This is a genomic window from Streptomyces sp. NPDC050564 (assembly GCF_044457265.1).
Classification (GTDB): Bacteria; Actinomycetota; Actinomycetes; order Streptomycetales; family Streptomycetaceae; genus Streptomyces.
In genome coordinates, this window is record NZ_JBITGS010000067.1 from 1 (window position 1) to 26,034 (window position 26,034).

The following is a 26,034-nucleotide window of genomic DNA, read 5'->3' on the forward strand; positions in this document are numbered from 1 at the left end:
CGGGCCGGGCTGGGAAGGGAAATTGCGGTGGGTGGTTGCAACGGGGTGTGGTGGGGATCCCTCGGCCCGGGTTGGCGCCGTTGTTGGGTTTGCTTCGCACACCGAGCGCCGCGGGACACCGCAGGCCACCGCCGCATGTTCGGGCCCTTGGTGGAGTTCGACCGCGACTTCAACGGCATCGTCTTCTACGCCGCGGACCTGGACGCCCCCAACTCCATGGCCGACGCCCAGCTGCGCAGCTACACCCGGCAGTACTTCGAGCCCATCGCGGCCCCCAGGGAGTCGTCCGAGGCCGACCGGGTGCGCGACCTCATCGAGGCGCTGCTGCCGACCGGGCGCTGCTCCATCGAGCAGATCGCACGCAGCCTCGGCGTCGACCGGCGCACCGTTCACCGTCATCTGGCTCGCTCCGGGGAGACGTTCTCCTCCCTGCTCCATTCGACCCGCAGGGCGCTCGCCGAGCAGTTCGTCGCCAATCCCAGCCGTTCCCTGACCGAGGTTTCCACGCTGCTCGGGTTCTCGTCGCTGAGTGCGTTCTCCCGGTGGTTCCACGAGCACTTCGGCACCGGTCCGCGGGAGTGGCGCAAGAGCGGGGGCGGCTCGGCGACCCGCGGCGGAAGCTGAGCCCGCAGCAGGACGCATACATACGGGCGGCAGGACCGGTGGACCCGCGCGTGTGTCCCCGATTGACAAGTCACCTGTCACCACAGGCAAAGCGGGCACGTTCCGCCCGCCCTACCGTGGCACCACCGCGCAGGCGGTCGGCTTCCGGAGGGAGCGCTCTGCTACTCCCCTGAGGGCACTTCCTCCGGACCTGCCCGCAATCGTCTCGGTCCGGTGGCGCCACCGGCCCGGACGTCAGCCTCCGCAGGCCCTGTCGTCGCGTCCGCCGCCTGCTCCGTGACGTGATCACCCCTTCGACAAGGAGAAGCACCGTGCACTTCCACGACGACTCTCTCTTCCCCGAGAACCAGGAAAAGCTGGTGATCCAGGCCGCGCCGTACGGCCCCGAGTGGCTTCCTGGCGACGCGGACGACCTGCCACTGACCATGGACGAGCACGTACAGGCGGCCGTCGACTGCTACAACGCCGGCGCGACGGTGCTCCACATCCACGTGCGTGAGCTCGACGGCAAGGGCTCCAAGCGGATGTCGATGTTCAACGAACTGCTGGGACGGCTGCGCGAGGCCGTGCCGGACATGGTGCTCCAGATCGGCGGTTCGATCTCCTTCGCCCCCGAGGGCGAGGGCAGTGACGCCAAATGGCTCGCCTACGACACCCGTCACCTGCTGGCCGAACTCACCCCGGCGCCGGACCAGGTCACGATCGCGATCAACACCAGCCAGATGAACATCGTCGAGATCATGAACGACGACGACCTCGAGGGCACCTCGATCGCGAAGCCGGACTACTACCGGGCGTACCGCGACATGGTCGTCGAGGCCGGTCCGGAGTTCTACCTGGAGCACCTCAAGCGTCTGCGCGCGAACGGTATCCAGCCGCACTTCCAACTCGCCCACCTGGCCCAGCTGGAGACCGTGGAGCGGCTGATCCGGGCCGGTGTCCACACCGGACCGCTGATCCTCAACTACGTGGCGATCGGCGGCGGTTTCGCCGGGCGGCACCCCGCTGACCTGATCGAGTTCATGCGCCGAGTCCCGGACGGCGCCGTTCTGACCATCGAGAGCTCCATGCGCGCCGTGGCCCCGATGAACGCCGTCGCCATCGCCCTCGGCCAGCACGTGCGCGTCGGCAACGAGGACAACCTCTGGCGCGCCAAGGGCGAGCGGATGTCCTCCGTGGCACAGGTCGAGCAGATGGTGGCGATCTCCGAGGCGCTCGGCCGTGAGATCGCCACCGGCACCGACGCCAAGCGGATCTACAAGATCGGCGAGTACTACGCAGACGCCGACGAGACCATCGCCCGGCTCGGCATGGTGCCCAACCGGCGCCCGGGGCAGCGCGGCTTCATGCTGCGCGACGTCACGGCCTGACTCCCGCCTCCCCGGCGCCGGGGCCCGTCCCCGCACACAGGTATCACCCCACCCGCGCGATTCCTTCGGAGCACTCTGTGGCACACGCCGTCCGCTTCTACCAAACCGGTGGCCCCGACGTCCTGTCGTGGGAGGAGGTCACCGTCGGCGATCCCGGCCCCGGCGAGGTGCGTATCCGGCACGAGGCCGTCGGGCTCAACTTCGCCGACACGTACTTCCGCAGCGGGCTCTATCCGGTACGCCTGCCCGACGGCATCGGCGTCGAGGCCGCCGGCGTGGTGGAGGCGGTGGGCGAAGCCGTCACCCACGTCGCCGAGGGCGACCGGGTGACGTACACCGGAAGTCCGCTCGGTGCCTACAGCACGGAACGGGTCATGCCCGCCTCGCACCTGATCAAGCTGCCCCCGGAGATCAGCTGCGAGACGGCGGCAGCGATGACGATGCGCGGCCTGACCGCGGCCTATCTGCTGCGCAGGATCCATCCGCTCAAGTCCGGCGACACCGTGCTGCTGCACGCCGCGGCGGGCGGGGTGGGCCTGATCGTGTGTCAGTGGGCCGCGCTGCTGGGCATCCGTGTGATCGGAACGGTGTCCAGTGAGGAGAAGGCTGACATCGCCCGAGCACACGGATGCGAGCACGTCATCCGCTACCGGCACGAGGGCGTGGCCGACCGGGTCCGCGAGCTGACCGGCGGCGCGGGTGTCCCGGTCGTGTTCGACAGCGTGGGCAAGGACACCTTCGCGGGATCCCTCGCCTCGCTGGCCCGCCGCGGGCTCCTCGTGTGCTTCGGCACCGCCTCGGGCCCCGTGCCGCCGATCGACGCGATGCAACTCGCCGTCCAGGGCTCGCTGTTCGTCACCCGACCCGCCCTGGCCGACTACATCGCCGACCCCGCCGAGCGCGCCGCGCTGGCGGGCGAGCTGTTCGAGCACGTCGCCTCCGGGCGCATCAAGATCGAAATCAATCAGCGTTACGCCCTCGAGGACGCGGAGCAGGCGCACTGCGATCTGGAAGCCGGCCGGACCACCGGATCCTCCGTCTTCGTCCTGTGAGAGGGCGCACCCCGTTCCACCTCAGGGAGTGAGCATCCATGCCAGACACCCTCTCGTCGTTGCCGCGGCAGACCCCGGCGCTGGTGCGCCCGAGCGCGCGCCGCACATCCATCGTGGCCGAGCCACTGACCTGCACCGTCGGTGCCGAGCTCAGGGGTGTGAGCCTGGCCGAAGCGGCCCGTGACGACGACTTGTTCGCCGAGATCAAGAGCCTGCTGCTCGAGTACAAGGTCCTCTTCCTGCGGGACCAGGACATCTCGCGTGCCGACCACGTCGCGTTCGCCTCGCGTTTCGGCCCGCTGGAGGACCACCCCGTCGCCGGCAGCGACCCCGATCATCCCGGGCTGGTCCGGATCTACAAGGACCTGGACAGCCCCCCCGAGCACTACGAGAACGCCCTGCACACGGACGGCACATGGCGGGTGAACCCGTCGATGGGCGCCGTACTGCGCTGCGTCGAATCGCCCCCGGTCGGCGGTGACACGATCTGGGTGAACATGGTCGAGGCCTACGGCCGGCTCCCTGACCACATCAAGACCCGGATCGAGGGGCTGCGCGCCCGGCACAGCATCGAGGCCACCTTCGGCGCCGTCATGCCCGAGGAACGGCGCCACGCGCTCAAAGAGCGGTTCCCGGACGCCGAGCATCCGGTCGTGCGCACCCACCCGGAGACGGGCGAGAAGATCCTCTTCGTCAACGCGTTCGCGACGCACTTCGTCAACTACCACACGCCCGAGAACGTGCGTTTCGGCCAGGACTACGCGCCGGGCGCGAGCCACCTGCTCACCTATCTGATCAGCCAGGCCGCGATCCCCGAGTACCAGGTGCGCTGGCGCTGGAGTCCCCACAGCGTGGCCATCTGGGACAACCGCTCCACCCAGCACTACGCCGTCCAGGACTACTGGCCCGCCGTCCGCAAGATGGAGCGCGCCGGAATCGTGGGCGACAGACCGTTCTGACCTTCCCTTTCGAGCAGTCGAGGTGATGACAATGAAGTTTCACACCACTGCGCAGTCCACGGCCCCGACCGCATCCGCGTCGGAGTGGCCCGTGTCCAAAGGCTATGCCTGGACGGTCTTCGCACTCGGCTTCGGCCTGCTGCTGTCCGACTACATGTCCCGCCAGGTCCTCAACGCCGTCTTCCCGATGCTGAAGGCCGAATGGCTGCTGTCCGACGCCGCCCTGGGGTCGCTCAGCGGCATCGTGGCCCTGGCGGTCGGCGTGCTCACCTTCCCCATGTCCCTGGTGGCCGACCGGTGGGGGAGGGTGCGGAGCCTGCTGCTCGCCGCCACCATGTGGAGCCTGGCCACCCTCGGGTGCGCCGTATCGGCGAGCTACGGCGAGATGTTCGTCGGCCGTCTCTTCGTCGGCATCGGTGAGGCGGCATACGGCAGCGTGGGAATCGCCGTGGTCCTCAGTATTTTCCCCGCCGCGCTGCGGGCCACCCTCTCGGGCGCCTTCATCGCCGGAGGAGCCTTCGGCTCGGTACTCGGCGTGGCCCTCGGCGGCGCCGTGGCTCAGGCGGTCGGCTGGCGCTGGGCGTTCGCCGCGATGGGGATCTTCGGCCTGGTGCTCGCCGCGGTGTACGGGGTCGTGGTCAAGGAGAGCAGACTGGCGCCGCGCGGACGGCCGGCCGGTGCCGAGGGCGGTGCGGAGGCGAGCGGTCGGCTGCGCACCCACCTGCCCCGCCTGTTCTCCTCCGTCTCGGTCATCAGCGCCTACATCGGCAGCGGACTGCAACTGTTCATCGCCGCCGCGCTCCTGGGCTGGCTGCCCAGCTTCTTCAACCGCTACTACCACATGGCACCGGCCAAGGCGGGTGGGGCCGCCGGTGGCTTCGCGATGATCATCGGCCTGGGCATGATCCTCGGGGGCGTCGCATCAGACCGCGTCAGCTCCACCGCCCCGAGCCGCAAGTGGGCAGTCGCGGTCGGCTGCAGCCTCGGCGCGCTCCTCCTGCTGACTCTTACCTTCCAACTGCCCACCGGGCCGGCCCAGTTGCTCGCCCTGGCCGCCGGTTGCCTGCTGTCGGCCGGTTCTGCCGGACCTGCGGCGGCCATGGTGGCGAACTTGACCCCCGCCTCCATCGCCGCGACCGCGTTCGCCACCCTCACCCTGGCCAACAGCCTGCTCGGGTTGGCCCCCGGCCCCGCCGTCACGGGCGCGCTCGCGGACCGCTTCGGCCTGCTGGGCGCCCTGCGCATCGTGCCCCTCGTCTCGGTCGCAGCCGCGGCGGTCTTCCTGGTCGGCAGGCACTGGTACGAACGCGACCTCCTCCGCCTCGACGACCTCGCCACGAGGGTGGAGCCCAAGCACCCGTCGGAGGTCCCCTCATGAGCCCCACCGGGCAATCCACCGTGGTCATCGTCCCCGGTCTGCGCGACCACGTCGCGGACCACTGGCAGACCGTGCTGGCCGAACGGCTCGTCAAGGCCGGCCGCGCCGTCCGCACCGTTCCCCCGGTGGCCGCGGAACGGCTCAGCCTGGACGTCCAGGTCGGCAATCTGGCCGCGACGCTGGCGCCCCTGGACGGGCCGGTCCTGCTGGTCGCCCACAGTGCCGGAGCCATCGCCACGGTGCACTGGGCCGGGCGCCACCGCGCCGACGTACGTGGCGCGCTGCTCGCCACGCCACCGGACTTCGAGACGCCGCTGCCGGACGGCTACCCCACCCCTGTCGAACTGGCGGACCACGGTTGGACTCCCGTGCCCCGCGCGCCGCTTCCTTTCCCCAGCCTCGTCGCCGCCAGCGCCGACGACCCGCTCGGCGCACCGGGCCGCGTCGCCGAGCTGGCCCGGAACTGGCGCAGCCGCCTCGTGCAGCTGGGCGCGGTCGGCCACCTCAACCCGGCTTCGGGACACGGTGAGTGGCCCCTTGCCGAGGAACTGATCCGCATGCTGGAGTCCGACTCCGGCAGCGCAACGCTCGGGGCGACGCCCACCGGAGGGCAGTCATGAGCCCGGATACCGAACTGCTGTGGACACCGGGGCGCCGCGAACTGGAGGACTCCAACGTCGCAGTGTTCATGGAATGGCTGGAAGAGACCCGGGGCCTGCACTTCGCCGACTACGCGGAGCTGTGGCGGTGGAGCTCCACCGACCTCCCGGGCTTCTGGTCGGCGGTGTGGGAGTACTACGGACTGGACGCCGTCACCGGGTACGACGAGGTGCTGGGCGACGCCACCATGCCAGGAGCCCGCTGGTTCACCGGCGCGCGGCTGAACTTCGCCGAACGGTGCCTCGCCCAGGCCACCGACGCCCGTCCGGCACTGGTCAGCGTGACCGAGGACGGCGAACCTGTCGAGACGTCGTGGGCCCAGCTGCGCCACGAGGTCGCGAACGTCTCGGCCGCCCTGCGGCGGATGGGCGTGCGACCCGGCGACTGCGTCGCCGGGTATCTCACCAACCTGCCGCAGGCGGTGGTGGCACTGCTGGCCACCGCGGCGATCGGCGCCGTGTGGACGGCCTGCTCACCCGAGTTCGGCACCCCCAGCGTGCTTGCCCGGTTGAGGCAGGTCCGGCCGACGGTCCTCGTCGCCGCGGACGGCTACCGTTACGGCGGTAAGGAGCACGACAGACGCCATGCGGTCACCGAGCTCCTGGACGGACTGCCGACCGTCCGCCACCTCCTGGCGGTCGACAACCTCTTCCCCCAGCAGACGGACGCATGGTCCATACGATCCGGCGTCACCGTGCACGCCTGGTCCGCCCTGCCGTCCACCGCCCGGGCACTGGACTTCGCCGACCTACCCTTCGACCACCCGCTGTGGATTCTGTGGTCGTCGGGAACCACCGGTGTCCCCAAGGGAATCGTGCAGGGCCACGGCGGCATCGTCGTGGAATTGCTGAAGGCGCTGGGGCTCGGTGCCGACCTGCGCCCCGAGGACCGGTACCTGTTCGTCACCTCCACCAGCTGGATGGTGTGGAACTTCCTGGTCGGCGGTCTGCTGCACGGCAGCACGATCGTTCTCTACGACGGCAGCCCCACGTATCCCGACACCGCCGGCGCCTGGCGGGTCGCCGAACGGACCAGGGCGACGATGGTCGGGGTGGGCGCTGCCTATCTCGCGGCCGTGGAGAAATCGGGTCTGCATCCGGCGGCCGACCTCGATCTCGGTGCCGTGCGCTCGGTCCTGCAGACGGGGTCGGCCATGGCATCGAGCACCTGGCGTTGGGTCCATGACCGGCTCACTCCCGGCGTGTGGCTGCAGTCGATCTGCGGCGGGACCGACGTCTGCTCCGTGCTCGCGGGCGGCTCTGCCCTCCTCCCGGTGCGTGCAGGCCGTATTCAGTGCCCGGCGCTCGGTGTGGCGCTGGCCGCGTGGGACGAGACGGGACGGCCTCTGATCGGCGAGCAGGGAGAGCTGGTGGTGGCCGCCCCACTGCCGTCCATGCCACTGCGCTTCGTCGACGACCCCGGTGACGCACGCTACCGGGCCAGCTACTTCGACACCTACCCGGGCGTGTGGCGGCACGGTGACTGGGTGACCATGGAAACGGACCTGTCCCTCGTCGTGTCCGGCCGTTCCGACTCCACGCTCAATCGCATGGGGGTGCGGATGGGGTCGGCGGACATCTATGGGGTGGTGGAGCAACTGCCCGGCATCTCGGACAGCCTCGTCGTCGGTGTCGAGCAGGCCGACGGCGCCTACTTCATGCCGCTGTTCGTCGTGACCGGCGATGACGAGGAATCCGACGATCGCCTGGGGGAGCGGATCACGGCGGCCATCCGACAGCAGTTGTCCCCACGCCATGTGCCCGACGTGATCGTGCGGGTTCCCGCGGTGCCCCGCACGCTGACCGGGAAGAAGCTCGAAGTGCCGGTCAAACGGCTTCTGCAGGGCGCGCGCGTGGCCGACGTCACCGGTCCTGGCGCCGTCACCGATGGCCACATGCTGGACTGGTTCGCGGAATTCGGAGCAAGAAGGGGTACGTGAAGCAGGACTCGGCGGATTTTCGCGGAGCCGTCACAACATGGACGGCTTGCACGGGGCTCCGACCCGAGCACGTGAGAATTTGTGAGATGTGAGAGCGTGCAGGGCGTGAGTGAGACACCGACGAACACCCTGCAATACCGCTTTGACGGGCGAGAAGACGCACCAGTCCTGATCTTGGGTCCCTCACTGCGACACGGCACATGTCGTAGAAACCGTTTCTGGACGTTCAGTTGGTCCCGGACGAGCGCATAGGTCCAGGTCAGAGCCCTGTGACGTGAGGGCGTCCAGGGGGTTCGTGATAGGCACGTGACAGGAATGGTGTTGTAGAACCCCCGCTGGCTCTGGAAGGAAACGGCTGACCCCGGGCGCTCGCCGAAGGCCCGGCCGACGCCGGGACGGCGAAAAACTTGGTGTGCGGGGCCGATGGAACCGGGTAACGTCATGGTCATGTTCTTCCAGACGCCGATTTACGAGTGAGAGCGTGATGGGCCCCTGCTGACGTCCTTCGACGTCGCCGCGCCCGTCCCCCACCGATGAATCCGTAGATCGCTTCACATCATTCCGGGAGAACCCGTGAGCAAGAACATCAACAACCCCGTGGGCATGGGCGGCGGCCAGCGCAAGAAGCTGTCCCGCGCCGAACGGCAGAACAACGGTCCCCACCGCAACCTCGACCGCCAGGGTGCCGCCGACCAGAAGGCGGAGCTGGTGCGCAAGATGCGCGAGAGGGCAGGCGCAGCCGGGGGCGCCGGGCAGACGGGCGACGACACCGCACAGAGCTGACGCACCGCCGCCGCAGGGCGGCACCGCACGGGGGCAGGGCCCGGACCGCGACGCGTGGTCCGGGCCCTGCCCCCGTACCGGGGGCCTGCTGCCGTAGCGGGTGCGGCCGGTCCCGCTCAGCTCACGGCCGAACACCCACGTCTCAGCCGACCACCCGGGGCAGCCGCAGATTCAGCAGCCCCGTCACCCACCACCCCGAGCCGCACGAGCAGCGTCACCACCAGCGCGTTCCCCGTGCCCAGCCCGGGCGACACCGCCAGGAAGAGCGTGCCGGGCGTCGCCACCCCCACGGCCAGCGAGGACTGCTGTGCGGTCACCATCACCCCGCTGCCCGCCCCCGCGCGGTCCGCCGGTACGTCGGAGAGCACCTTCCGCAGCAGCACCGGGAGCTGGAAGCCCTGGCTCGGCCAGCTGGCCAGCGTCAGGTCGCCCTCGCTGACGCCGACCGCGCCCGCGCCGCGCTCGCCGGCAGGTGCCGACGGCGAACCTGGGTCGCCCGTCGTCGCCCACCGGGTCTTCGCGGAGGCCCTGCGGCAACGTCCCAAGAGGGTGCTCATGGTCCTCGTCGAAGAGGACGCCCGTCGGGTGGAGAAGCTGCAACGTCAATTGGTGCTCGCGTCCGAGCGCACTCCCAATGGGATCATCGTGCATCGGTGGTCTGTCGATCTGTTCAGCAGGCCGAGCGGGCGGCGCGCAGGATCAGTTCGGTGACGGGGGCCGGGTCGCTCACGGCGACCGCGTGGGGTGCGCGGACCCTGACAGTGTGGGCGTGGGCGCGTTCGGCCATCCACTGCTCGGCGGCCGGAGGGATGTTGCGGTCCTCGGTGGCGACGAGGTACCAACTGGGGAGCTTCTTCCAGGCTGCCGCGGTGGCCCTCTCCTGAAGCGCGGCCAGGGCGATCGGACGCTGCCCCACCGCCATCACCTGAGCGGTCGTGGCGGCACGCCGGCGGCGAACTGCTCCCGGAACAGCTCCTGCTTGATGATCAGTTCCTCGCCCTCGCCGCCTCCGGGCAGTGGGTAGTACTGGGTGCTTGTGGCCTGCGCCAGGATGCTCCCGGGGTACTTGCCCGTGAGCTCCAAGGCGCTTTCGCCGATGTCCGGTACGAAGGCGGCAATGTAGACGAGCGCCCTGACCCGAGACGCGTCAGATGCCGCGGCGCTGATGACCGCTCCGCCGTAGAAGTGGCCCACGAGCACGATCGGTCCCGGAATGCTGTCCAGCACGCTGCGGATGTAGGCGGCGTCACTGGCCAGCCCGCGCAGGGGAATGGCTGGCGCGAGCGCATGGTGGCCCTGCCGCTGGAGACGTTCGACGACGGCGCTCCAGCTGGAGGCGTCGGCGAACGCGCCGTGGATCAGGACGATGGTGGGCTGCTGATGTCGGTGTCGTCGGGACGGCAGGGCCTCGGCCGGTGACGGTGCGGGAGTGGCGAACGCGGCGCCGGGAGTTCCGAGGGCGGCGGCCCCGGCCAGAAGTGAAACGGTGACGGTGTGGCGTGAGATCGGTGAGTTCATTGTTCGCTTTCTACGGTTGCGTCAATGGGCTCGTGCTGGGCGTGACGGTTCACCGGGCGGTGGCCCGAACCGCCTCGTGGATCAGGTCGGCGACCCGCTCGGGGTGCGCAAGCATCACGAGGTGCGAGGAGTCGACCTCGACGGTGGTCATTCCGGCCCGCTGGTAGCCGTAGCGCTCCACATCGGGGTTGATGGTGCGGTCGGCCGAGGCGACCAGGCCCCAGGAGGGCTTGGTCGTCCATGCCGCGACCGGGGCCTTTTCGGCGAATGCCGCTGCGGCCAGGGGGCGTTGGGAGACGGCAAGCACGGAGGCGAGACGGGGCTCGACGTCGGCGGCGAAAATCGACGGGAACTTGTCGATCCGGACGGACACATCGGTGCCGGGTGTGGTCGAGCCCTCGATCGGGAAGGGGGTGAAGACGAGCGCGTCGGAGAGGCCGGAATCCGGGAAGCGGCCCTGCAGTTCACCGAGGCTCTCGCCCTCCTCCAGGGCATACCCGGCCAGGTAGACCAGCGCTGCGACGTTGTCCTCCGAGCCCGCGACGGTGATGACGGCACCGCCGTAGGAGTGGCCCACCAGGACGACCGGGCCGGGAATCCGGCGGACGTCCGAACGAGCGAGCTGACGTGGCTGCAAGCCGGATAGACGGAGAACGGTAGGTGGGTGCTGTCCTGCGGCGGGGTCTGACTCCTGAGATGCCTGACCAGAGTGTCCTGCTCACACTGTGTCGACCACCGGCCGGGGGCGGTGCGTTGCTGGTCTCGGGCTGACCGGGCGTGTCTCGATAGGGGCTTGCCGGAAAGGCGTCATCACGATTTTGACCGTCCGCACGGCCCGATGCCGGCTAGTGCTGTGACCGGGAAGGTTCACCGGGTTGGGTCGCGCTGATGACTCCCTCCCGCTCGGATGGGATCCGGGGGCGCAGCCCATGATGGCGATTCTTGAGAAGACGACCGACGTTCCTTCGCCTCACTTGATCTGGTTATCAACGGCTCGGGATGATTGGCATGCGTGATATTGACGGCGATCCGGTGTTGCCTGGTCGATGAGGTAGGAGGGTGTGTCCCGGCCCTGCTCAAGGCTGTTCGGTGCTGGTTCGGAGCAGCCCTACGACTCCGCGGGGGTGTTCGGTCGTGTCGCATATCGGTGGCGCATGGCGTCGCTGGCTGCGGGACCCGCGGTGAAGACGTAGGTGTCGCTGTCGTCGAGCCGGCGGCCGGTCTTGGCGTCGACGACGACGGGCTCGACTTCCTCGCCGCTGTGCGTGTCGATGAGGATCATGCTGCGTTCGGCCGGTGTGAGGCGGGAGTTGCCCCATGCGGCCAGGGCGACGATCACCGGTCGGAGGGAGTGCCCGAGTTCGGTGAGGACGTACTCGTGGCGTACGGGGTTGGTCTGGTAGGGCCGGCGCTGCAGTAGTCCGTCGGCGACGAGGGTTTTCAGCCGGGTGGTGAGCATGCTGGAGGAGATGCCCAGGCTCTCCTGGAACTGGTCGAAGCGCGTGTAGCCGTCGAAAGCGTCGTGGAGGATCAGCAGCGTCCACCACTCGCCTACGTGTTCCACCGTCGTGGACAGTGGGCACTCCCGGTCCTCCAGCCTGATCCGGCTTGCCATGGTGGCCATCCCCTCGGTTACTGCTAAAGTCGAAGTTAGTAGCTTCTATTTTAGCAGTAACGACGGGAGCGGTGCCTTCCGCGCCCGCACCCGGGAACGGACCACACCGTGACCACACCCATCAGCGAATCCCTCGAAGGCCGACGCGCTCTGGTCACCGGCGGCACCAAGGGCACCGGAGCCGCCATCGCCAGACGTCTCGCCCAGGCCGGTGCGACCGTGCTGATCACCGCCCGCAGCCGCCCCGACGACGTCGAGGAGAAGGCGTTCATCACCGCCGACCTGTCCACCGCCCAGGGCGCAGCCCACGTGGCCGCCGAGGTGGACGCCCGCGTGGGAGGCGTCGACATCCTGGTCAACACCCTCGGCGGGTCCGAGGCGCCGGCCGGAGGGTTCGCCGCGCTCGGCGAGGACGACTGGGCCAGGGAGCTGAACACGAACCTGCTGGCCGCCGTCCGCCTGGACCGCGCACTCCTGCCGCACATGATCGCCACAGGTAAGGGCGTGATCGTGCATGTCACCTCGATCCAGCGCCGCATGCCGCTATGGAACGGAACCCTGGCCTACGCCGCCGCCAAGGCCGCCCTGACCACCTACAGCAAGGGCCTGGCCAACGAGGTCGCCCCGCACGGCATCCGCGTCAACACCGTCTCGCCCGGTTTCGTGCAGACCTCGGCCGCCGACAACCTCGTCGCCCGGATCGCACACGACGCAGACATCACGCAGGAAGCGGCGCTGGGCCGGCTCATGGACTCCCTGGGCGGCATCCCGCTCGGCCGTCCCAACCGGCCCGAGGAAGTCGCCGAGCTCGTCGCCTTCCTCGTCTCCGACCGCGCCTCGGCCATCGTCGGCGCCGAACACGTCATCGACGGCGGCACCACCCCCACCGTCTGAACCGCCACCACCCCAAGGAGCGTCATGCACGACAACCAGCCGCGCACCAGCACCCCGGACACCCTGCCCGAGGTGATCACCCGCTACCTGACAGCGCACCGCGCCCACGACACCGCCACCGCAATCACGGCGTTCACCCGCGAAGCCACAGTGATCGACGACGGCAACACCTACGAGGGCATCGAGGCGATCGGGGAATGGCTCGACCGATCGGCCACCGAATTCACCTACACCATCTACCTCACTGGCGCCCAGCAGACCGACGCAACCCGCTACATCGCCACCCACCACCTCGAGGGCAACTTCCCCGGCGGGACCATCGATCTGCGTTACCAGTTCACACTCCGCGACGGCCTCATCGAACGCCTCGTCATCGAACCCTGAGTCCCTGCCGGCGCCACCCGTTGCCGTCTCAGGCGAGAAGCCCCGCTCGCCCCGCAATCTCGGCGACTCACCTTCCTGCCAGGTCAGGCCGCCAATCGCAGGGGCCGTCCGCCCCAGCGGATGCCTTTCTCGCTGCGGATGCGGGCGCGTTCCTTGCGTTCGGCGGCCAGGACGTCGCGGTGGCGAGCGTTGGCGTTGCGCCACCGGAGGTAGGCGTGCAGGGCCCGGGTCTGAACGGTGTGGTTGGGGTGATTGGAGTTGGCGATGGTGAACTGCCGCAGCGGTCCGAAGTGGGCCTCGATCGGATTCGCCCAGGAGGCGTAGGTCGGGGTGAAGCACAGCTCGACCTTGTGCTTCTTCGCCCAGCAGCTGATGCCAGTGCCTTTATGGGCGGACAGATTGTCCAGGATCACGTAGATCGGGGCCACCGTCGGGCCGGGCGGCACGGATCGACTTCAGCGCGGCCAGCGTATTGGTGGCGCCTTCCTGCGGCGGTTGACGCCCCACAGGGGTGTCGTCGCCGACCGAGTAGCAGCCGTGGAAATAGCGCACGCCGTGCGTGCGGTGGTAGGTGGCGGGCAGACGGTCAGGGTGTTTTCGCTCGGCCCAGCCCGAGCCGGCAGTGGGCCGGATCCCGAGCGGGCCGAACTCATCGAAGGCGAACACCCGGTCCGGGAAGCGGCCAAGGACCTCCTCGATCCGGTCCAGCTTCGCCTCGGGGTCCGGGTCGGGGGATTCCTTCCACGTCTTGGTGCGCTGGAAGGTGACACCGCGGCGGGCGAGCAGGCCGCGTAATGCCTCACGGCCGAGGCGGATCACTCGGCCGTGGACCTTCCGCAGGTAGGCGACGAGCTTGCGCAGCGACCAGCGGGTGAAAGGCTGGCCGAGCTTGGTGGGGCGGGTGGTGGCCGTCCGGACGACGAAGTCCTCGTCGTCACGACTGAGCAGGCGGGGACGGCCTCCCGCCCACCGAGGGTCCAAGCAGGCCAGGCCGATCTCGTTGAACCGGTGGATCACATCGCGCACGGTGTCCTCGTCGGCCTGCACCAGCTGGGCGATCACCGGCACCCGATTCCCGCTGGCCGAGGCCAACAACATCATCGCGCGCCGATAGCGCACCGAGTTGGTGCTGCCACGACGCACAATCTGCTGCAGTTTCTGCCCCTCCTGGTCGGTCAGTCTGCGCACACGGACAGGCTCGGCCACTGCACCTCCAGCGGTCGGATCGAACGTCACCGCACATCCAACCGTCACGATCACCAAACCGGCGAACCTATGTGGTCACAGCGCTAGCGATAAGCCGTCAGCCTGAAAGGGAACGAGCGTGATCGGCACACCTTCCGCTTCGCGTTCTCGTCGCCGCCGGTCGGCGAGGGAGGTGGTCCTGGGAGTGGACACGCATCGGGATGCCCATGTGGCCGCTGTGCTCTCCCTGGTGGGGGAAGTGATCGGCACCGAGGAGTTCCCGGCCAGTGCGGCTGGATGCCGAGACCTGCTGGGGTGGGCCAGGGCGTCGGGTACGGTGCGCCGGGCCGGAGTGGAAGGTACCGGTTCCTTCGGGGCTGCCCTGTCACGTTATCTGCTGGCCCAGGGCGTGGACGTTTTCGATGTGAATCGGTTCGACCGGGCCGACCGCCGTCGGCGCGGCAAGTCCGACCCGCTCGATGCCGAGAACGCGGCCCGGGCGGTGCTGAGCGGGCGGACGCGCGCCCAGGCCAAGACGGGCGATGGGCCAGTGGAGATCGCCCGGATGTACAAACTGGCCAAGGACTCGGCGGTCAAGGCCCGCACGCAGGCGATCAACCAACTCAAGGCTGTCCTCATCCGTGCCGATCCGCAGCTGAGAGAGGAACTTGCCGGGCTGGGCAACGCAGAACTCTTCCGCACCTGCGCCGGGCTCGTCGACGACAGCCTGAACCACGATGCCGATGAAGGGGCGGTGCTCCATGCCACCCACGTCACCCTGGGTCTCCTGGCCCGGCGCATCAGGCAGCTCAGCGACGAGGTCCAGGACTTGGAAGACCGCCTGACCCGGCTGGTGGAGCGCCACGCTCCGCAGCTGCTCGAGGTGGTGGGCATCGGTCCGGACACGGCCGTCACTTTGCTGATCACGGTGGGGGACAACCCGGAACGCCTGGGCAGTGAGGCGTCGTTCGCGGCGCTGTGCGGTGTCAGCCCGGTCGAGCGTTCCTCGGGCAGTCGGCAGTACCGTCGCCTCAACCGGGGCGGCGACCGGCAAGCTAATGCGGCCCTGCACCGGATCGTGCAGACTCGCCTGCGCGTTGATCCGCGCACCCAGGAGTACTACGAACGTCGCAGCAAGGAGGGCAAGACCCGGCGCGAGATAGTCCGAAGCCTCAAGCGCTATGTGGCCCGGGAGGTCTTCCACCTGGTCGGACAGCTGCAGCCAGGACCCCGCTCATAGGGGCTGTGATACGGCGGAGCCCCGTCGGAAACCATCCCGGCGGGGCTTTTGCGGAGTTTGTCGTGGCCGCCGGTGACCTGTCGGCCTACGCGGACGCCGGTCAGCCGGCCTCCGCGGCCGGAAGCGCATCTGTTCGACGTCGGTCGGGCGCGGCAGCCCGTGGCGAGCAGCAGCCGTTCCTCCGGCTTCTCCGCAGCGGTTCGGGTCCGGTGCTGCTGGCGGGCGGCAGTGACGTGGCCGATCGGGGCCTGGGTGAGCGGTTCCCTGGAGCGGTGCAGGAACGCCTGTGCGAGCAGCCGACCCGCCGCCTGAGGGTACTCCCCGGTGCGAAATACTCTCCCGATGAGTTCACGCACTTCCCGGATCAGCCAGCCGATCACGATACGGAGGGCCGTCGCGCGGGATGCCAAACGGCTCACGCGGCTCGTGCGTGGCTCAGGCGCCTACGAGGGTAAGTATGCAGCCGCAGTGGCGGGTTACCGGGTCGGTCCTGATTACATCGAGGCCCATCGCGCCTTTGTGGCCGTCGGCGCCGACGAGCACGGAGGCCGGGTCCTCGGGTTCTACTCGCTCGTCCTCGCTCCACCGGAGCTCGACCTGCTGTTCGTCGCCGACGAAGTGCAAGGACGGGGTATTGGACGGCTGCTCGTCGCGCACATGCAGTCCGAGGCCCGTGCCGCCGGGATCGACCGTCTCAAGGTCGTGTCGCACCTTCCCGCCGAGGACTTCTACCACCGCGTCGGTGCGGTGCGGACCGGGACCGCGTTCGCGAACCCGCCCGCCGTGCCGTGGGACCGTCCCGAATTCGAGTTTCGCATTCCTTCGGGATGACGCGGTGTGCCGGTTGGCGGGGCACCGGCTTCGCCTGCGTGGTGGCCGGCTTGCAGGAGCCGCTGGACGCCGCGCGCTCCGTGTGTGCCGTCGCCTCTGCCCTGGCGTGGTGATCGCCTGCGCCAGCGGCCTCCCCCGGCGAATTCCTCACCTCCGGCACTCCCAGAGAAGAGGTCGATCGCTTCGTTTTAGGAGTGGGATCGAACCCCTGCCGGGTGGTGCTCGACGCTGCTGCGTGGCGCTGTTTTGCCTGATCAACGCCGCGCGGCTTCCTGTTCGGTCCCGCTCATGAAGTCCTGTGCCGGGCAGTCCGCTCACGCATCGCGCACGTATGGAGGAGCGCGGCCTGGGGCCTTGACCAGCTGCAAGACGTCGCGGCGCAGAGCGCTCCTCGGCTACCGGAAGCGGCTGTCGGCACGGCGTCAGCCCAGCGGGTTGGTCGTGTCGCGGAGCATGGTGAGGACACGGGCGTACATGCGCGTCTTGATGGTTCCGAGGCTGTCGCCGGCCTTGCTCGCGTGAGCCTGGGCAAGTTCGAGGGCGGCGGTGCGCAGGGCGCCCTCGTCCACGGCCTGATCGACGATTCCGGCGGCGGCGGCTTCCTGGCCGCCGAAACGACGGGCGGAGACCATGGCATGGTGGGCCGTTTGTGGGGTCAGCCGGGACTGGATGAGGGCGGACATGCCTGGGGTGAAGGGGATGCTGATGTCTGCCTCGGGCAGGCACCAGAAGCCTCGGTCGGCGCGCATGAGACGGAAGTCATGGGCCAGGGAGAACATCGCTCCGGCGGCGAACGTGTGTCCCTGCAGCGCGGCAACGGTGATCAGCGGGAGGGACAGGAACCTTGCGAACAGAGCGTGGACGGAAGTGACGTAGTCCCGGTGCTCGTCGCTGTGCGCGGCGAGCCATTCGAGATCGAGACCGTTGGAGTAGAACTTCCCGGTCGCAGCGGTGACGAGGGCGCGGGGGCCTTCCGACTTCTCCACCTCGTCCAGGGCTGCGTTGACCGAGGCGATCCAGTCGGGGTGGAAGCGGTTCTCCCCGTCACCGAGGTTGAGAACGAAGACGGCGTCCTGGCGGTCGAGCGTGGGCATCATGGCTCCTTGGAGAGGTTTCGGTGAGGCAGGGCACGTTGGCCGGGTGGAGTCGGGGGTCTGGCGGGCCGCAGGCCGGGGCCGCGGGCTGTCACGTTCCGGTGAACCGGGCGGGTCGGTGCTCGAAGAACTAGGTGACGCCTCTGGCGTGCGTCTCTCCGCCGTCGGAACGAATGTCAGCTGGGGCGTGCTCGCCGGGCCCGGTGGTGCAGGGTGGCTGCGGCCAGCAGGCCGAGCGCGATGGTCGCACCGGCAAGGAGGATCCCGGTGAGGGCCGGCCCTCCGGGAAGTGCGGACGCGTGTATCCAGCGGATGGCGAAATTGGTGCACGCCGCTATGGGGAAGCTGAAAATCCACAGGCCCGGATGGAACGAGGGCTGGCGTAGCTCGGGGAGGAGGAAGGCGACGAGGAGGACGGTGAAGAGCAGGGTCCCGGCGAAGCCGTAGCCGACGGCGTCGAAGGCGCCCTTGTGGGCGGCGGTCCAGGCGATTCCGCCGGTGGCCGGTGGAATGGTCAGGACGGTGAGGGCCGGGCGGGCGGGCCCGGGCAGGGGACCGCTGGTGACGAGGCTGCCGAGGATGACGGTGCCGAAGGCGAGCCAGTACAGCAGCCCCACCGCGAAGGCGGCGTCGGCGACACCGGGCAGCCTGAGCGTGGAGGCCGTGGCGCTGGCGATGAACGGTGCGGAGGAGACCGGCAGCAGGTAGCCCGGGTGCAGGACGGTCGCGCTCAGGGCACCCGTGAGCCAGTGGGCGAGCAGGCGTGCGGCGATGAGGGCGGCCATGGTGACGAAGACGGCGTAGGCCCATCGTGGGCCTGTGATCCCCAACCGCGAGAAGTGGCCTGCGATCAGCATGCCGATGATGGGCACGTACCCAAGGGTGAAGCCCTGGCCGGGATGGCGCAGGTCGTGGCGCAGGTTGCGCCATCGGGCCCCGCCATGACGCAGGTACTGGGCCAGCAGCACCAGCCAGATCAGCCCGCTGATGGCGAACAGCACATCGCTGACTCGGGGTGCCGCCGGGACGGTGGTTGCTGCCGCCTGCCAGGCTCCGCCGAGGCCGGCGGTGCCGAGGGAGACGGACAGCAGCCCGATCCGTGCGGCGCGGGTGGCGTGGCGACCGTTGACTTCGGAGGCGATGTCGGCGGCTGGACGCGCAGGCCCGCTGCCGCGCGGGGCCGTCCTGGTGTGCTCTGTCGTGGCGACCATGTCGGTCATGGGGCGGGGAACCTCGAGGGGATGCTAGGGGCGTGGGCCGGGACTCGCCTGCCTGGCGGCGCAGGTCGCGGCGTGGTCAGGCGGCCATGTCCAGGACGACGCGGAAGCGTGCCTTGCCCGAGAGCATCCGCTCGTAGGCGTCCATGGCGTGGGTGAAGGGCATGGTCTCGGTGGCGGGGCGGATGCCGTGGGCGAGGGTGAAGGCGAGGTTGTCCTCGTTCTGGATCGACGATCCGGTCAGGCTGCCGACGATGCGGCGGGTGCCGAAGATCAGGTCGGCGGTGGCGACCGTCAGCGGATCGGGGGCGGCGCCGACGACCACCAGCGTGCCGCCCGGGGCCAGGCCGCGGACCAGGGGGTTCATGGACGTACCGCTGGATGCGGTGGCGACGATGACCGATGCGCCGCCCAGGTCGGCAAGCGCCGTGCCGGGGTCGGTGCCGGTGCTGTCGATGTACTCGTGGGCGCCCAGCTCCCTGGCGAGGGTCTCCTTCTCCTGGCCGCGGGCGATGGCGGCCACACGGTGTCCGAGGCTGCGTGCGTACTGCAGGGCCAGGTGCCCCAGCCCGCCGATCCCCTGCACGGCGACCAGGGCGCCCGCGCGGGTGGGGGCCTGCTGGAGCGCGGTGAAGGTGGTCAGACCGGCACACAGCAGCGGGGCCGCCTCGACGGCCGGCATGCCGTCGGGGATGCGCACCAGTCCGCTCGCGCGGGCGTAGGTCACCTCCGCGTATCCGCCGTCGATGGTGGTGCCGGTCTGTTCCTGGTTGAGGCAGTTGACGAAGTCGCCGCGGCGGCAGGGTTCGCACTCCCAGCAGTGCCCGTTCAGGAAGCCGACGCCGACGCGGTCGCCGGGCCTCCAAGCGGTGACGCCCGCGCCCACGGCATCGATCACGCCGACGATCTCGTGGCCGGGGACGACGGGGCGTGACGGGTCGGCGCGCAGCCCCTCCACGGCCAGTACGTCGGAGTGGCAGACACCGCACGCCTCCACCCTGAGCCGGACGTGTCCGGGCTCCGGGGCGACCAGCTCGCGCTCGACGAGCCGGAGCTGGTGGACGCCGGTGGCCTCGAATGCTCGGTACGCGGACATGACGCTTCTCCTGGGTGCTGCCTCTGCCGGCACGGGGCGGGCCGAGGCCTTGGGCGGGGACGTGTGTTCAATATGACCGGTCACTTTAATCTTCGTCAAGCAGGTCCGACGGCCGAACCGTGGGCCGAACCGGGGGCAGGGTGTCGTTCCGCGCGCGAGCCGCCTTCCCCGATGACCTGGGTTTGACCCAAGCCAAGGCGACCGGACATATTGAACCGGAGGTGGTGGTGAGGATGGCACGCGCGTCCAAGCGCGAGGAGATCGCGCAGGCAGCCCTGGAGCAGTTCCGCACGCGGGGTTTCAATGCCACGGGCATCAGCGACATCACTTCTGCGGCGGGGGCTCCCAAGGGCTCGTTCTACAACCACTTCGCCAGCAAGGAGGAGAGCGCCCTCGAGGCGCTGAGCCGCTACGCCGCCGGGTTGCGGTTCGACCTGCTCGACACCCCAGGACGCCCTGCGCTGGAGCGGCTTCGGGCGCACTTCGAGTTCCTGGGCGCGGACACGGTAGACAACGGCTTCGCCCGAGGATGCCTGGTGGGCAACCTCGGCGCCGAGGTGGCGGACCACTCCGAGGAGATCCGCTCCGCCGTCCAGGGCGGCTTCCAGCGGTGGGCCACGCGAATCCGGCAGGTGCTCACCGAAGCGAAGGAAGCAGGTGAGTTGGACGCCGCTCTCGACGTCGAGGCCGCGGCGCTGTTCATCCTCAGCGCCTGGGAGGGCACGCTGATCGCGGCCCGGGCGGACAAGTCCTCCGCTCCCTTGGACGCCTTTTTCCGCATGGTTTTCGACGTCCTCCTACGATGATCGCGGCTACGGCGGCAAGGCCGTCCTTGCAGAGAATTCGTACGCCGCACGACGAGGACGCGACTTCAGAGGCTGAACAGGCTGGGGTTCGCACGGACGTAATCGGCCACCCCTGATGGAGGCCGCCCGGTGACCTGCTCGACACCGTCCGCCTCGCGGTCGTATCGATCCTCCGCGTGAAGGCGAGCCATGGTAGAGATGTGCTGGAAGGCGTGGTCCGGCAGTCTCAGCGGTCTGAGGTCGTCGTCGATCCATTCCTGCAGTGGGACGTCGGTGTAACCGACCGGTCGTCCCAGAGTTGCGGAAACCTCCGACGCCATGGCGGCGATGTCCTCCGAGCGAGGGCCGGTCAGCTCGTAGATTCGGCCGATGTGCGGGGCCGGATCGGCCAGGATCTCCTCCACGACCGCGGCGACGTCCCCGGCCGCCACAGGGGAGGTTTTCGCCCGGCCGAAGGGCAGCCTGATGCTTCCGTTCTTCGCGATCGAGGAGAAGCCGATACGGAACAGCGGGTTCTCCATGAACACGGTGGGTCTGATCTGGACAACGGGCAGGCCGGACCAGCCGAGGACATGCTCCACCAGCCAGTGCTGCCGCTGCTGCACAGACTCGGAGGTGCTCGTGAGGTCCATCTCGGAGACAGTGAGCTGCGACATGTTCACGAACACTTCCAGGCGTCCGTACGCGCGTGCGACGGCCGCTGCCGTCACGGCAGCCTCCAGATACTGCGCCGACACGCCCATGCCGAAATACATGCGTCCACAACCGGCCAGGGCGTCGGCGACATCGCCCGCGCACGTCAGGTCTCCGACGACGACCTCGGCGCCCGTCGCGCGCAGCGCCTCCGCTCGCTCGTCCTCGCGATGCACCATGGCCCGGACGGGCAGGCCCCGCTGCCGAAGGTCCTCGACCACAGATCGTCCGACGGCACCGACGCTGCCCGCCGCGCCCGCCACCAGCATGGGCAGCACACTGGCTTCCGGGGTGCGGTCCATGGGAGCAGCCTGCTGTGCGCACCACCAGAGCGCAACCGGAGCCCGACGAGCCGTCGGGAGGGTCGCCCGGCTGATCAGGGTCACCGGATCGCCTGGGTGCGGCAGCGTCGCCGGTATCGGACCGCCGTCGCGGTCTTTCCCTCGGCGATGGCCCCCGGAACTGGTGGGCCTCGACTTCACCACGACGGAGGTGGCACACGAAATGCACCCGCGGCATCACATATCTGCCCGTGGGCGGCGACAGATTTTCCTGCATGACCATCGTGCTCGAGCTCGCCTCGCCTGCCTGGTCGGCTGGGCGCTCGCCGACCACATGCGGCCGGGTTTCGCCGTCGACGCGCTCGCCGCTGCTGAGCGCACCCGCGCCGGCCCCGCCAGGGCGATCACGCTCACCGATCACGGGGCGCAGTCAACCTTGCGGGCATTCACCGAATCCCGTCGGCGGGCCGGGCCGCCCCATCGACGCGCCTTTGGCCACCGCCGCCTGGCACGACCTAGCAGGAGGCCGACATGAACACATTGCTCGCAGAGGTCCTCGACGCCCATGGTGGCCTCGACCGCTGGAACGCACTCACCACGGTCCGCGCCACCATCGTCACGGGTGGCGACATGTTCGTCATCAAGGGGATGCCGCAGGACCCCACCCCCCGGGAGATGACCGTCTGGCTGCACGAGCAGCACGCCTCCGTGATGCCGTTCGGCGCCCCCGACCAGAAGACCGACTTCACGGCCGACCGAGTCAGCATCGAAAAACTCGACGGCCGCGTCGTGGCCGAACGCGACGAACCGCGGAAGTCGTTCACCGGCCACGACCTCAATACCCCCTGGGACCCACTGGACCGCGCCTACTTCAACGGATACGCGCTGTGGACGTATCTCACCTCGCCCTTCCTGCTGTCGATGCCCGGCTTCGCCGTCACCGAGATCGAACCATGGCGGGAAGGAGAGGAACTCTGGCCGGGGTTGCGGGCCACCTTCCCGCCCCACATCGCCAGCCACAGCACGCGACAGGACTTCTACTTCGGCCCCGACCATCTCCTGCGTCGGCACGACTATCACGTCGACATCGCGGGCGGGTTCGCCGCGGCACAATACGTCTACGACACCGTGGAAGCAGACGGGATCCGCCTGCCAACCAAACGCCGGGCCTACCGAAGCGATGCAGACAACCGCCCGATCCTGGACCAGACGATGGTCTCCATCGACGTCAGCAACGCTCGGTTCACCTGACATCGGGCTCGTACCTGTCGCGTGTTGAGCGGAACCGACGGCTGCGCGCCCCCTACCGTTTCAACGGTCGGCTCAGACACCAAGGTCGGCCAGCCAGCGCAACGCGCTGAGACTCGGCGGGAAGCAGTATTCGCCGCCGCGAGTGGTGACAAAGCGCTCGACGCCGTGCAGGCGACGCCGGACGGGGTGCCGCGGGATCGTGAAGATGCCCGAGCCGTCGTTGTCGCCCGTGAGTAGATCCTTTTCCGCGTCGAGGCCGGTGAAGTTGCCGTCGTTGAACCATTGGGACTTCACGAACTCGAACTGACGGTCGAGGTGTGCGTTGACGGCGATGAACACGATGCCGCGGTCGGCGCCGTCGTCGTCCAGGGTGCCGGCCGGCAGCGGCGGCCCATAGCTGGTGCTCCGTCGAATCAGGCGGTGGAGGTCGACGTCACCGATGATCTCCGAGTCGCGAGGATTGGCGCGCCTGGCGTGATCATCAGGTGGACGACTGCGTGATCATCTCGGAAGGCCAGGATCAGCACCGGGAACTCCCTGTTCGGCGACCGAACCTCGACGTACCCCTGACCACGGGAACGCAGGTCGTTGAAGCGGTCTGACAGATCCTTCACCTCTGAACGTCTCTCAACCGGATGGAACAGTCCCGATTCCGGCGACGTCGCCGCCCACACCACGCTCATCCAGCCCCTCTTCCCCACACAGGTCACCGCCCACGATCCAGGGCCACGCTCCCACGCTCCACCACGACACGACTACTGGGACTGGGGCGCATGATCGTGTTACGAGCTCTTAGCGGGTGGAGTTCCCCGTGCCGCTCGCCCTCGGGAAGGTCTTCGACACCACCACCGACCTTGACGGAGTCCCCGCCGGCTACCAGGACATGGCCGACCGCAAGTGCCTCAAAGTCCTCATCACGCCCTGACCCCAGGGATCCGCCCCGGAGGCCACGAGCCCGAACCGGGCGCTGTCTCTCGAAGTAGCTGCAGTGAGCTTCTTCGAGGCGGCCCGGCGGACCTCCAGCACGATCTGCACCGGTCGGCCGGCCAGCGCCACGTCCTGGAGCTGCCGGTGGTAGTGGTCGTGGACACGAGCCGAGGGGCATCCGCAGCTCGGACAGCACCCTTCACGGGCCCGACCCCGGTGCCCAGGTGTCGGCGCACGCGGGGAAGAGCTCTGACCGGGAAGGTTGGCCGCTGTCTGTGTTGTCCAGCGGTTTCAACGGCGGTGCGCGTCGGATGGCGGCGCAAGGTCAGAGATGCGTTCTGGGTTGAAATGGCCGACCGGCGGCGTCCGCGCAAGGGAGGACGAGGCAGGATCTGACTCGGTGAACCGGTCCATGAGGGATTGTCGGCCCACTCCGGGCTATCGCGTGGGAGGCCGCTGCGGGGAGCGGAGTATGAGCAGGGTGATCTCGCTGGGGGCGAAGACGCGGAACGGCGGGCCCCAGAAACCGGTGCCGCGGCTGGTGTAGAGGAGGGTGCGGGTGCCGTGGCGGCTCAGGCCGGCGAGGGCGGGCTGGTCGATGCGGACGAGGTGGTGGAAGGGCCAGATCTGGCCGCCGTGGGTGTGGCCGGAGAGTTGGAGGTCGATGCCGCCTGCTGCGGCCCGGTCGACGAACTTGGGCTGGTGGGCCAGGAGCAGGACGGGCAGGTCGGGGTCGGCGCCGTTCAGGGCTCCGGCGAGGTGGGCGCGGTGGCCGGCCAGGCCGGAGGATTCGGCGGTGACGTCATCCACGCCGGCGACCACGAGGGTGTCGCCGCCGCGTTCGAGCAGCAGATGGCTGTTGCGCAGTGCCTCCCAGCCCAGCTCGTCCATCAGGTCGACCCAGCCCTGGGCCTCGCTGTAGTACTCGTGGTTGCCGGTGACGTAGACCCGGGCCCGGGTAGCCTGCACGGTGCCGAGTGGGGCGGCTTGGGCGCGGCGGCGTTCGGCCGTGCCGTCTGCGATGTCTCCGGTGTGGCAGACCAGGTCGGCTTCCAGGGTGTTGACCTTCGCGCAGACCTGCGCAGACCAGCGGGCGCGGTCGAGCGGGCCGTAGTGGGTGTCGGTGATGAGGACGACGCGGGTGCCGTCCAATCCGGCCCCCAGGCGCGGAAGTTGCACGTCCAGGCGGCGTACCCGTGGTACCCGGCGGGCCTCGGCGTACCCCCAGGCGAGCAGCACGGCGGATACGCCGAGGACCGCCCAAGTGACGATCCGGGCCCGGTTTTGACCGTCGCCTACGCCGACCACGGTCAGGGCGAGGCGCAGCAGGACGCCGAGCAGGACGGACCAAGTGAACAGTACCCAGCTGGCTCCAAGGAGGGTGTCCCCGACGATCGCCGCCCAATCCTGCTGCCGCCGGCCGTGGCCGCGCACCATCGCGAGCGGCATAGCGATCAGGCCGAGGGCGAACAGGGCGGTGCCGGCGAGCGTGACAGGGAGCGGCCAGTGCTGGCCGGCGTGCAGCAGCACCCAGCAGGGCACGGTCCACAGCAGGACGGGGGCGATCAAAGGGATGTAGCGCATCAGGCGCAGTCGGCTCTGCTGGGTCGCATGCGCTGCACCGTCCGCGGATCGGGCCTCGCTGGTGGCGGTCACGCTTCCCCTCCTCAAGTAGCCAGACTGCCGACGCGCGCACTGTATCCGGTCGTCCTAAGGCGCGTCTTGCCGATCGCTGATGCCCATTTCATCGGCAACGTGCGCGACGGGGCGACCGGCCCGGACCCGATCGATCAGGAGTCGTTGGCCGCGCACCTCAGTCGGGTATTGGGATGGGACCTCTACCGCGAGACTCTGGCCTGTGCCGTCGCCGACCACCTGGCCATCGAGACCGGTGAGCGTGTGATGTGTCGGTGCGAACACTTCCTGTCGTCAGGGGGCGTCAGTTGTCGAGTGGTCCCGCCTAGCGGTCGGGTTTGAACGCAGAGGCCCCGTGTGGTGTGAGGGGCGGGAGGATGGGCGGGTGCTGTCCTGGGCCTGGGGGTCTGACTCATGATTTCTCTGACCGAAGTGTCCTGGTGTCACAGTGTCGGCCGTTGGCCGGGGATGGTGCGTTGTCGGTACCGGGCTGGCGGGGTGCGTCCCGATAGCGCCTCTGTGTGTCAAGCGGCCTGAGCGAGCAGGTCTCGTTGGTCGCGTTTCATGATCCGGTAGACCACGTTGGACAGGCGGCGTTTGAG

Annotated in this window: 23 protein-coding genes and 4 pseudogenes; 14 read left to right on the forward strand and 13 right to left on the reverse strand. The window is 69.1% G+C overall.

What is annotated here, in order from left to right; genetic code table 11:
* Nucleotides 1-27: 27 nt before the first annotated feature.
* From ACIBK0_RS48755 to ACIBK0_RS48790, 8 genes are all read left to right on the forward strand, one after another.
* The gene (locus tag ACIBK0_RS48755; protein ID WP_399096012.1) at nucleotides 28-624 is read left to right on the forward strand and encodes a helix-turn-helix domain-containing protein; all 597 of its coding nucleotides are present in this window, start codon (nucleotides 28-30) and stop codon (nucleotides 622-624) included.
* A 311-nt stretch (nucleotides 625-935) separates the two neighbouring features.
* Nucleotides 936-1,994 carry a 3-keto-5-aminohexanoate cleavage protein gene (locus tag ACIBK0_RS48760; RefSeq protein WP_399095950.1) on the forward strand — a complete coding sequence of 353 codons (1,059 nt, stop codon included), beginning with the start codon at nucleotides 936-938 and terminating at the stop codon, nucleotides 1,992-1,994.
* A gap of 77 nt (nucleotides 1,995-2,071) precedes the next feature.
* Nucleotides 2,072-3,046 (forward strand): quinone oxidoreductase family protein, encoded by a 975-nt coding sequence (locus ACIBK0_RS48765; RefSeq protein WP_399095953.1) that lies wholly within the window; start codon nucleotides 2,072-2,074, stop codon nucleotides 3,044-3,046.
* Between the two features lie 38 nt (nucleotides 3,047-3,084).
* Complete coding sequence (locus ACIBK0_RS48770; protein ID WP_399095956.1) at nucleotides 3,085-4,005, forward strand: TauD/TfdA dioxygenase family protein; 921 nt, start codon at nucleotides 3,085-3,087, stop codon at nucleotides 4,003-4,005.
* 91 nt (nucleotides 4,006-4,096) lie between these two features.
* Nucleotides 4,097-5,383, forward strand: a complete 1,287-nt coding sequence (locus ACIBK0_RS48775) for an MFS transporter (RefSeq protein ID WP_399095958.1) — start codon at nucleotides 4,097-4,099, stop codon at nucleotides 5,381-5,383.
* Entirely contained in the window at nucleotides 5,380-6,003 is a 624-nt protein-coding gene (locus ACIBK0_RS48780) for an RBBP9/YdeN family alpha/beta hydrolase (protein WP_399095961.1), read from the forward strand. Before ACIBK0_RS48775 ends, ACIBK0_RS48780 begins: the two co-directional genes overlap by 4 nt.
* Complete coding sequence (locus tag ACIBK0_RS48785) at nucleotides 6,000-7,982, forward strand: acetoacetate--CoA ligase (RefSeq protein WP_399095964.1); 1,983 nt, start codon at nucleotides 6,000-6,002, stop codon at nucleotides 7,980-7,982. The genes ACIBK0_RS48780 and ACIBK0_RS48785 overlap by 4 nt, the downstream gene beginning before the upstream one ends.
* A gap of 573 nt (nucleotides 7,983-8,555) precedes the next feature.
* On the forward strand, nucleotides 8,556-8,765 hold the full coding sequence (locus ACIBK0_RS48790) for a DUF6243 family protein (protein ID WP_399095967.1): 210 nt from the start codon (nucleotides 8,556-8,558) through the stop codon (nucleotides 8,763-8,765).
* 142 nt (nucleotides 8,766-8,907) lie between these two features.
* On the opposite strand, the pseudogene ACIBK0_RS48795 reads toward ACIBK0_RS48790, so the two are convergent.
* The 4 genes and pseudogenes from ACIBK0_RS48795 to ACIBK0_RS48810 all read right to left on the reverse strand — a co-directional run.
* A pseudogene (locus ACIBK0_RS48795) lies at nucleotides 8,908-9,166 on the reverse strand (MFS transporter); the annotation flags it as partial.
* Between the two features lie 269 nt (nucleotides 9,167-9,435).
* Nucleotides 9,436-10,283: pseudogene (locus ACIBK0_RS48800) on the reverse strand (alpha/beta fold hydrolase).
* A gap of 49 nt (nucleotides 10,284-10,332) precedes the next feature.
* Nucleotides 10,333-10,920 (reverse strand): alpha/beta hydrolase, encoded by a 588-nt coding sequence (locus ACIBK0_RS48805; protein WP_399095970.1) that lies wholly within the window; start codon nucleotides 10,918-10,920, stop codon nucleotides 10,333-10,335.
* 471 nt (nucleotides 10,921-11,391) lie between these two features.
* Nucleotides 11,392-11,898, reverse strand: coding sequence for a winged helix-turn-helix transcriptional regulator (locus ACIBK0_RS48810; RefSeq protein WP_399095973.1), 507 nt, complete (start codon nucleotides 11,896-11,898; stop codon nucleotides 11,392-11,394).
* Nucleotides 11,899-12,006: 108 nt separating this feature from the next.
* Here ACIBK0_RS48810 and ACIBK0_RS48815 point away from each other — a divergent pair, with 108 nt between their 5' ends.
* Complete coding sequence (locus ACIBK0_RS48815) at nucleotides 12,007-12,792, forward strand: SDR family oxidoreductase (protein ID WP_399095976.1); 786 nt, start codon at nucleotides 12,007-12,009, stop codon at nucleotides 12,790-12,792.
* Nucleotides 12,793-12,816: 24 nt separating this feature from the next.
* Nucleotides 12,817-13,176 carry a nuclear transport factor 2 family protein gene (locus ACIBK0_RS48820; RefSeq protein ID WP_399095979.1) on the forward strand — a complete coding sequence of 120 codons (360 nt, stop codon included), beginning with the start codon at nucleotides 12,817-12,819 and terminating at the stop codon, nucleotides 13,174-13,176.
* Between the two features lie 83 nt (nucleotides 13,177-13,259).
* On the opposite strand, the pseudogene ACIBK0_RS48825 reads toward ACIBK0_RS48820, so the two are convergent.
* Nucleotides 13,260-14,382: pseudogene (locus tag ACIBK0_RS48825) on the reverse strand (IS630 family transposase).
* Between the two features lie 184 nt (nucleotides 14,383-14,566).
* Here ACIBK0_RS48825 and ACIBK0_RS48830 point away from each other — a divergent pair.
* Together ACIBK0_RS48830 and ACIBK0_RS48835 are read left to right on the forward strand one after the other, a co-directional pair.
* Complete coding sequence (locus tag ACIBK0_RS48830) at nucleotides 14,567-15,601, forward strand: IS110 family transposase (protein ID WP_399095982.1); 1,035 nt, start codon at nucleotides 14,567-14,569, stop codon at nucleotides 15,599-15,601.
* Nucleotides 15,602-15,943: 342 nt separating this feature from the next.
* Entirely contained in the window at nucleotides 15,944-16,432 is a 489-nt protein-coding gene (locus ACIBK0_RS48835) for a GNAT family N-acetyltransferase (protein WP_399095985.1), read from the forward strand.
* Nucleotides 16,433-16,854: 422 nt separating this feature from the next.
* Here ACIBK0_RS48835 and ACIBK0_RS48840 read toward each other — a convergent pair whose 3' ends face one another.
* From ACIBK0_RS48840 to ACIBK0_RS48850, 3 genes are all read right to left on the reverse strand, one after another.
* The gene (locus ACIBK0_RS48840; RefSeq protein ID WP_399096015.1) at nucleotides 16,855-17,526 is read right to left on the reverse strand and encodes an enoyl-CoA hydratase-related protein; all 672 of its coding nucleotides are present in this window, start codon (nucleotides 17,524-17,526) and stop codon (nucleotides 16,855-16,857) included.
* A gap of 176 nt (nucleotides 17,527-17,702) precedes the next feature.
* Nucleotides 17,703-18,746, reverse strand: coding sequence for a hypothetical protein (locus tag ACIBK0_RS48845; protein WP_399095988.1), 1,044 nt, complete (start codon nucleotides 18,744-18,746; stop codon nucleotides 17,703-17,705).
* 76 nt (nucleotides 18,747-18,822) lie between these two features.
* Nucleotides 18,823-19,839 (reverse strand): alcohol dehydrogenase catalytic domain-containing protein, encoded by a 1,017-nt coding sequence (locus tag ACIBK0_RS48850; RefSeq protein WP_399095991.1) that lies wholly within the window; start codon nucleotides 19,837-19,839, stop codon nucleotides 18,823-18,825.
* A gap of 233 nt (nucleotides 19,840-20,072) precedes the next feature.
* Here ACIBK0_RS48850 and ACIBK0_RS48855 point away from each other — a divergent pair, with 233 nt between their 5' ends.
* Complete coding sequence (locus ACIBK0_RS48855; protein ID WP_399095994.1) at nucleotides 20,073-20,645, forward strand: TetR family transcriptional regulator C-terminal domain-containing protein; 573 nt, start codon at nucleotides 20,073-20,075, stop codon at nucleotides 20,643-20,645.
* Nucleotides 20,646-20,710: 65 nt separating this feature from the next.
* On the opposite strand, the gene ACIBK0_RS48860 is transcribed toward ACIBK0_RS48855, so the two are convergent.
* Nucleotides 20,711-21,640: an NAD(P)H-binding protein gene (locus ACIBK0_RS48860; RefSeq protein WP_399095997.1), complete on the reverse strand. Its 930-nt coding sequence runs from the start codon at nucleotides 21,638-21,640 to the stop codon at nucleotides 20,711-20,713.
* 510 nt (nucleotides 21,641-22,150) lie between these two features.
* Between ACIBK0_RS48860 and ACIBK0_RS48865 the strand changes: the two genes are divergently transcribed.
* Nucleotides 22,151-22,870, forward strand: a complete 720-nt coding sequence (locus tag ACIBK0_RS48865; RefSeq protein WP_399096000.1) for a hypothetical protein — start codon at nucleotides 22,151-22,153, stop codon at nucleotides 22,868-22,870.
* A gap of 72 nt (nucleotides 22,871-22,942) precedes the next feature.
* Here the strand turns inward: ACIBK0_RS48865 and ACIBK0_RS48870 are convergent, their stop codons facing one another.
* The 4 genes and pseudogenes from ACIBK0_RS48870 to ACIBK0_RS48885 all read right to left on the reverse strand — a co-directional run bounded on the left by ACIBK0_RS48870 (nucleotide 22,943) and on the right by ACIBK0_RS48885 (nucleotide 25,453).
* On the reverse strand, nucleotides 22,943-23,209 hold the full coding sequence (locus tag ACIBK0_RS48870; RefSeq protein ID WP_399096003.1) for a hypothetical protein: 267 nt from the start codon (nucleotides 23,207-23,209) through the stop codon (nucleotides 22,943-22,945).
* 74 nt (nucleotides 23,210-23,283) lie between these two features.
* Nucleotides 23,284-23,553, reverse strand: a complete 270-nt coding sequence (locus ACIBK0_RS48875) for a hypothetical protein (protein WP_399096006.1) — start codon at nucleotides 23,551-23,553, stop codon at nucleotides 23,284-23,286.
* 190 nt (nucleotides 23,554-23,743) lie between these two features.
* Nucleotides 23,744-23,986, reverse strand: a pseudogene (locus tag ACIBK0_RS48880) (transposase family protein); the annotation flags it as partial.
* 249 nt (nucleotides 23,987-24,235) lie between these two features.
* Nucleotides 24,236-25,453 (reverse strand): metallophosphoesterase, encoded by a 1,218-nt coding sequence (locus ACIBK0_RS48885; protein WP_399096009.1) that lies wholly within the window; start codon nucleotides 25,451-25,453, stop codon nucleotides 24,236-24,238.
* Between the last annotated feature and the right edge of the window lie 581 nt (nucleotides 25,454-26,034).

Bases quoted from the DNA above. Each gene is read 5' to 3' on its own strand.
- ACIBK0_RS48770 (WP_399095956.1), top strand. From the start codon at position 3,085: ATGCCAGACACCCTCTCGTCGTTGCCGCGGCAGACCCCGGCGCTGGTG.
- ACIBK0_RS48780 (WP_399095961.1), top strand. From the start codon at position 5,380: ATGAGCCCCACCGGGCAATCCACCGTGGTCATCGTCCCCGGTCTGCGC.
- ACIBK0_RS48785 (WP_399095964.1), top strand. From the start codon at position 6,000: ATGAGCCCGGATACCGAACTGCTGTGGACACCGGGGCGCCGCGAACTG.
- ACIBK0_RS48810 (WP_399095973.1), bottom strand. From the start codon at position 11,898: ATGGCAAGCCGGATCAGGCTGGAGGACCGGGAGTGCCCACTGTCCACG.
- ACIBK0_RS48820 (WP_399095979.1), top strand. From the start codon at position 12,817: ATGCACGACAACCAGCCGCGCACCAGCACCCCGGACACCCTGCCCGAG.
- ACIBK0_RS48835 (WP_399095985.1), top strand. From the start codon at position 15,944: ATGAGTTCACGCACTTCCCGGATCAGCCAGCCGATCACGATACGGAGG.
- ACIBK0_RS48840 (WP_399096015.1), bottom strand. From the start codon at position 17,526: ATGCCCACGCTCGACCGCCAGGACGCCGTCTTCGTTCTCAACCTCGGT.
- ACIBK0_RS48845 (WP_399095988.1), bottom strand. From the start codon at position 18,746: ATGACCGACATGGTCGCCACGACAGAGCACACCAGGACGGCCCCGCGC.
- ACIBK0_RS48850 (WP_399095991.1), bottom strand. From the start codon at position 19,839: ATGTCCGCGTACCGAGCATTCGAGGCCACCGGCGTCCACCAGCTCCGG.
- ACIBK0_RS48855 (WP_399095994.1), top strand. From the start codon at position 20,073: ATGGCACGCGCGTCCAAGCGCGAGGAGATCGCGCAGGCAGCCCTGGAG.
- ACIBK0_RS48860 (WP_399095997.1), bottom strand. From the start codon at position 21,640: ATGGACCGCACCCCGGAAGCCAGTGTGCTGCCCATGCTGGTGGCGGGC.
- ACIBK0_RS48865 (WP_399096000.1), top strand. From the start codon at position 22,151: ATGAACACATTGCTCGCAGAGGTCCTCGACGCCCATGGTGGCCTCGAC.
- ACIBK0_RS48875 (WP_399096006.1), bottom strand. From the start codon at position 23,553: ATGAGCGTGGTGTGGGCGGCGACGTCGCCGGAATCGGGACTGTTCCAT.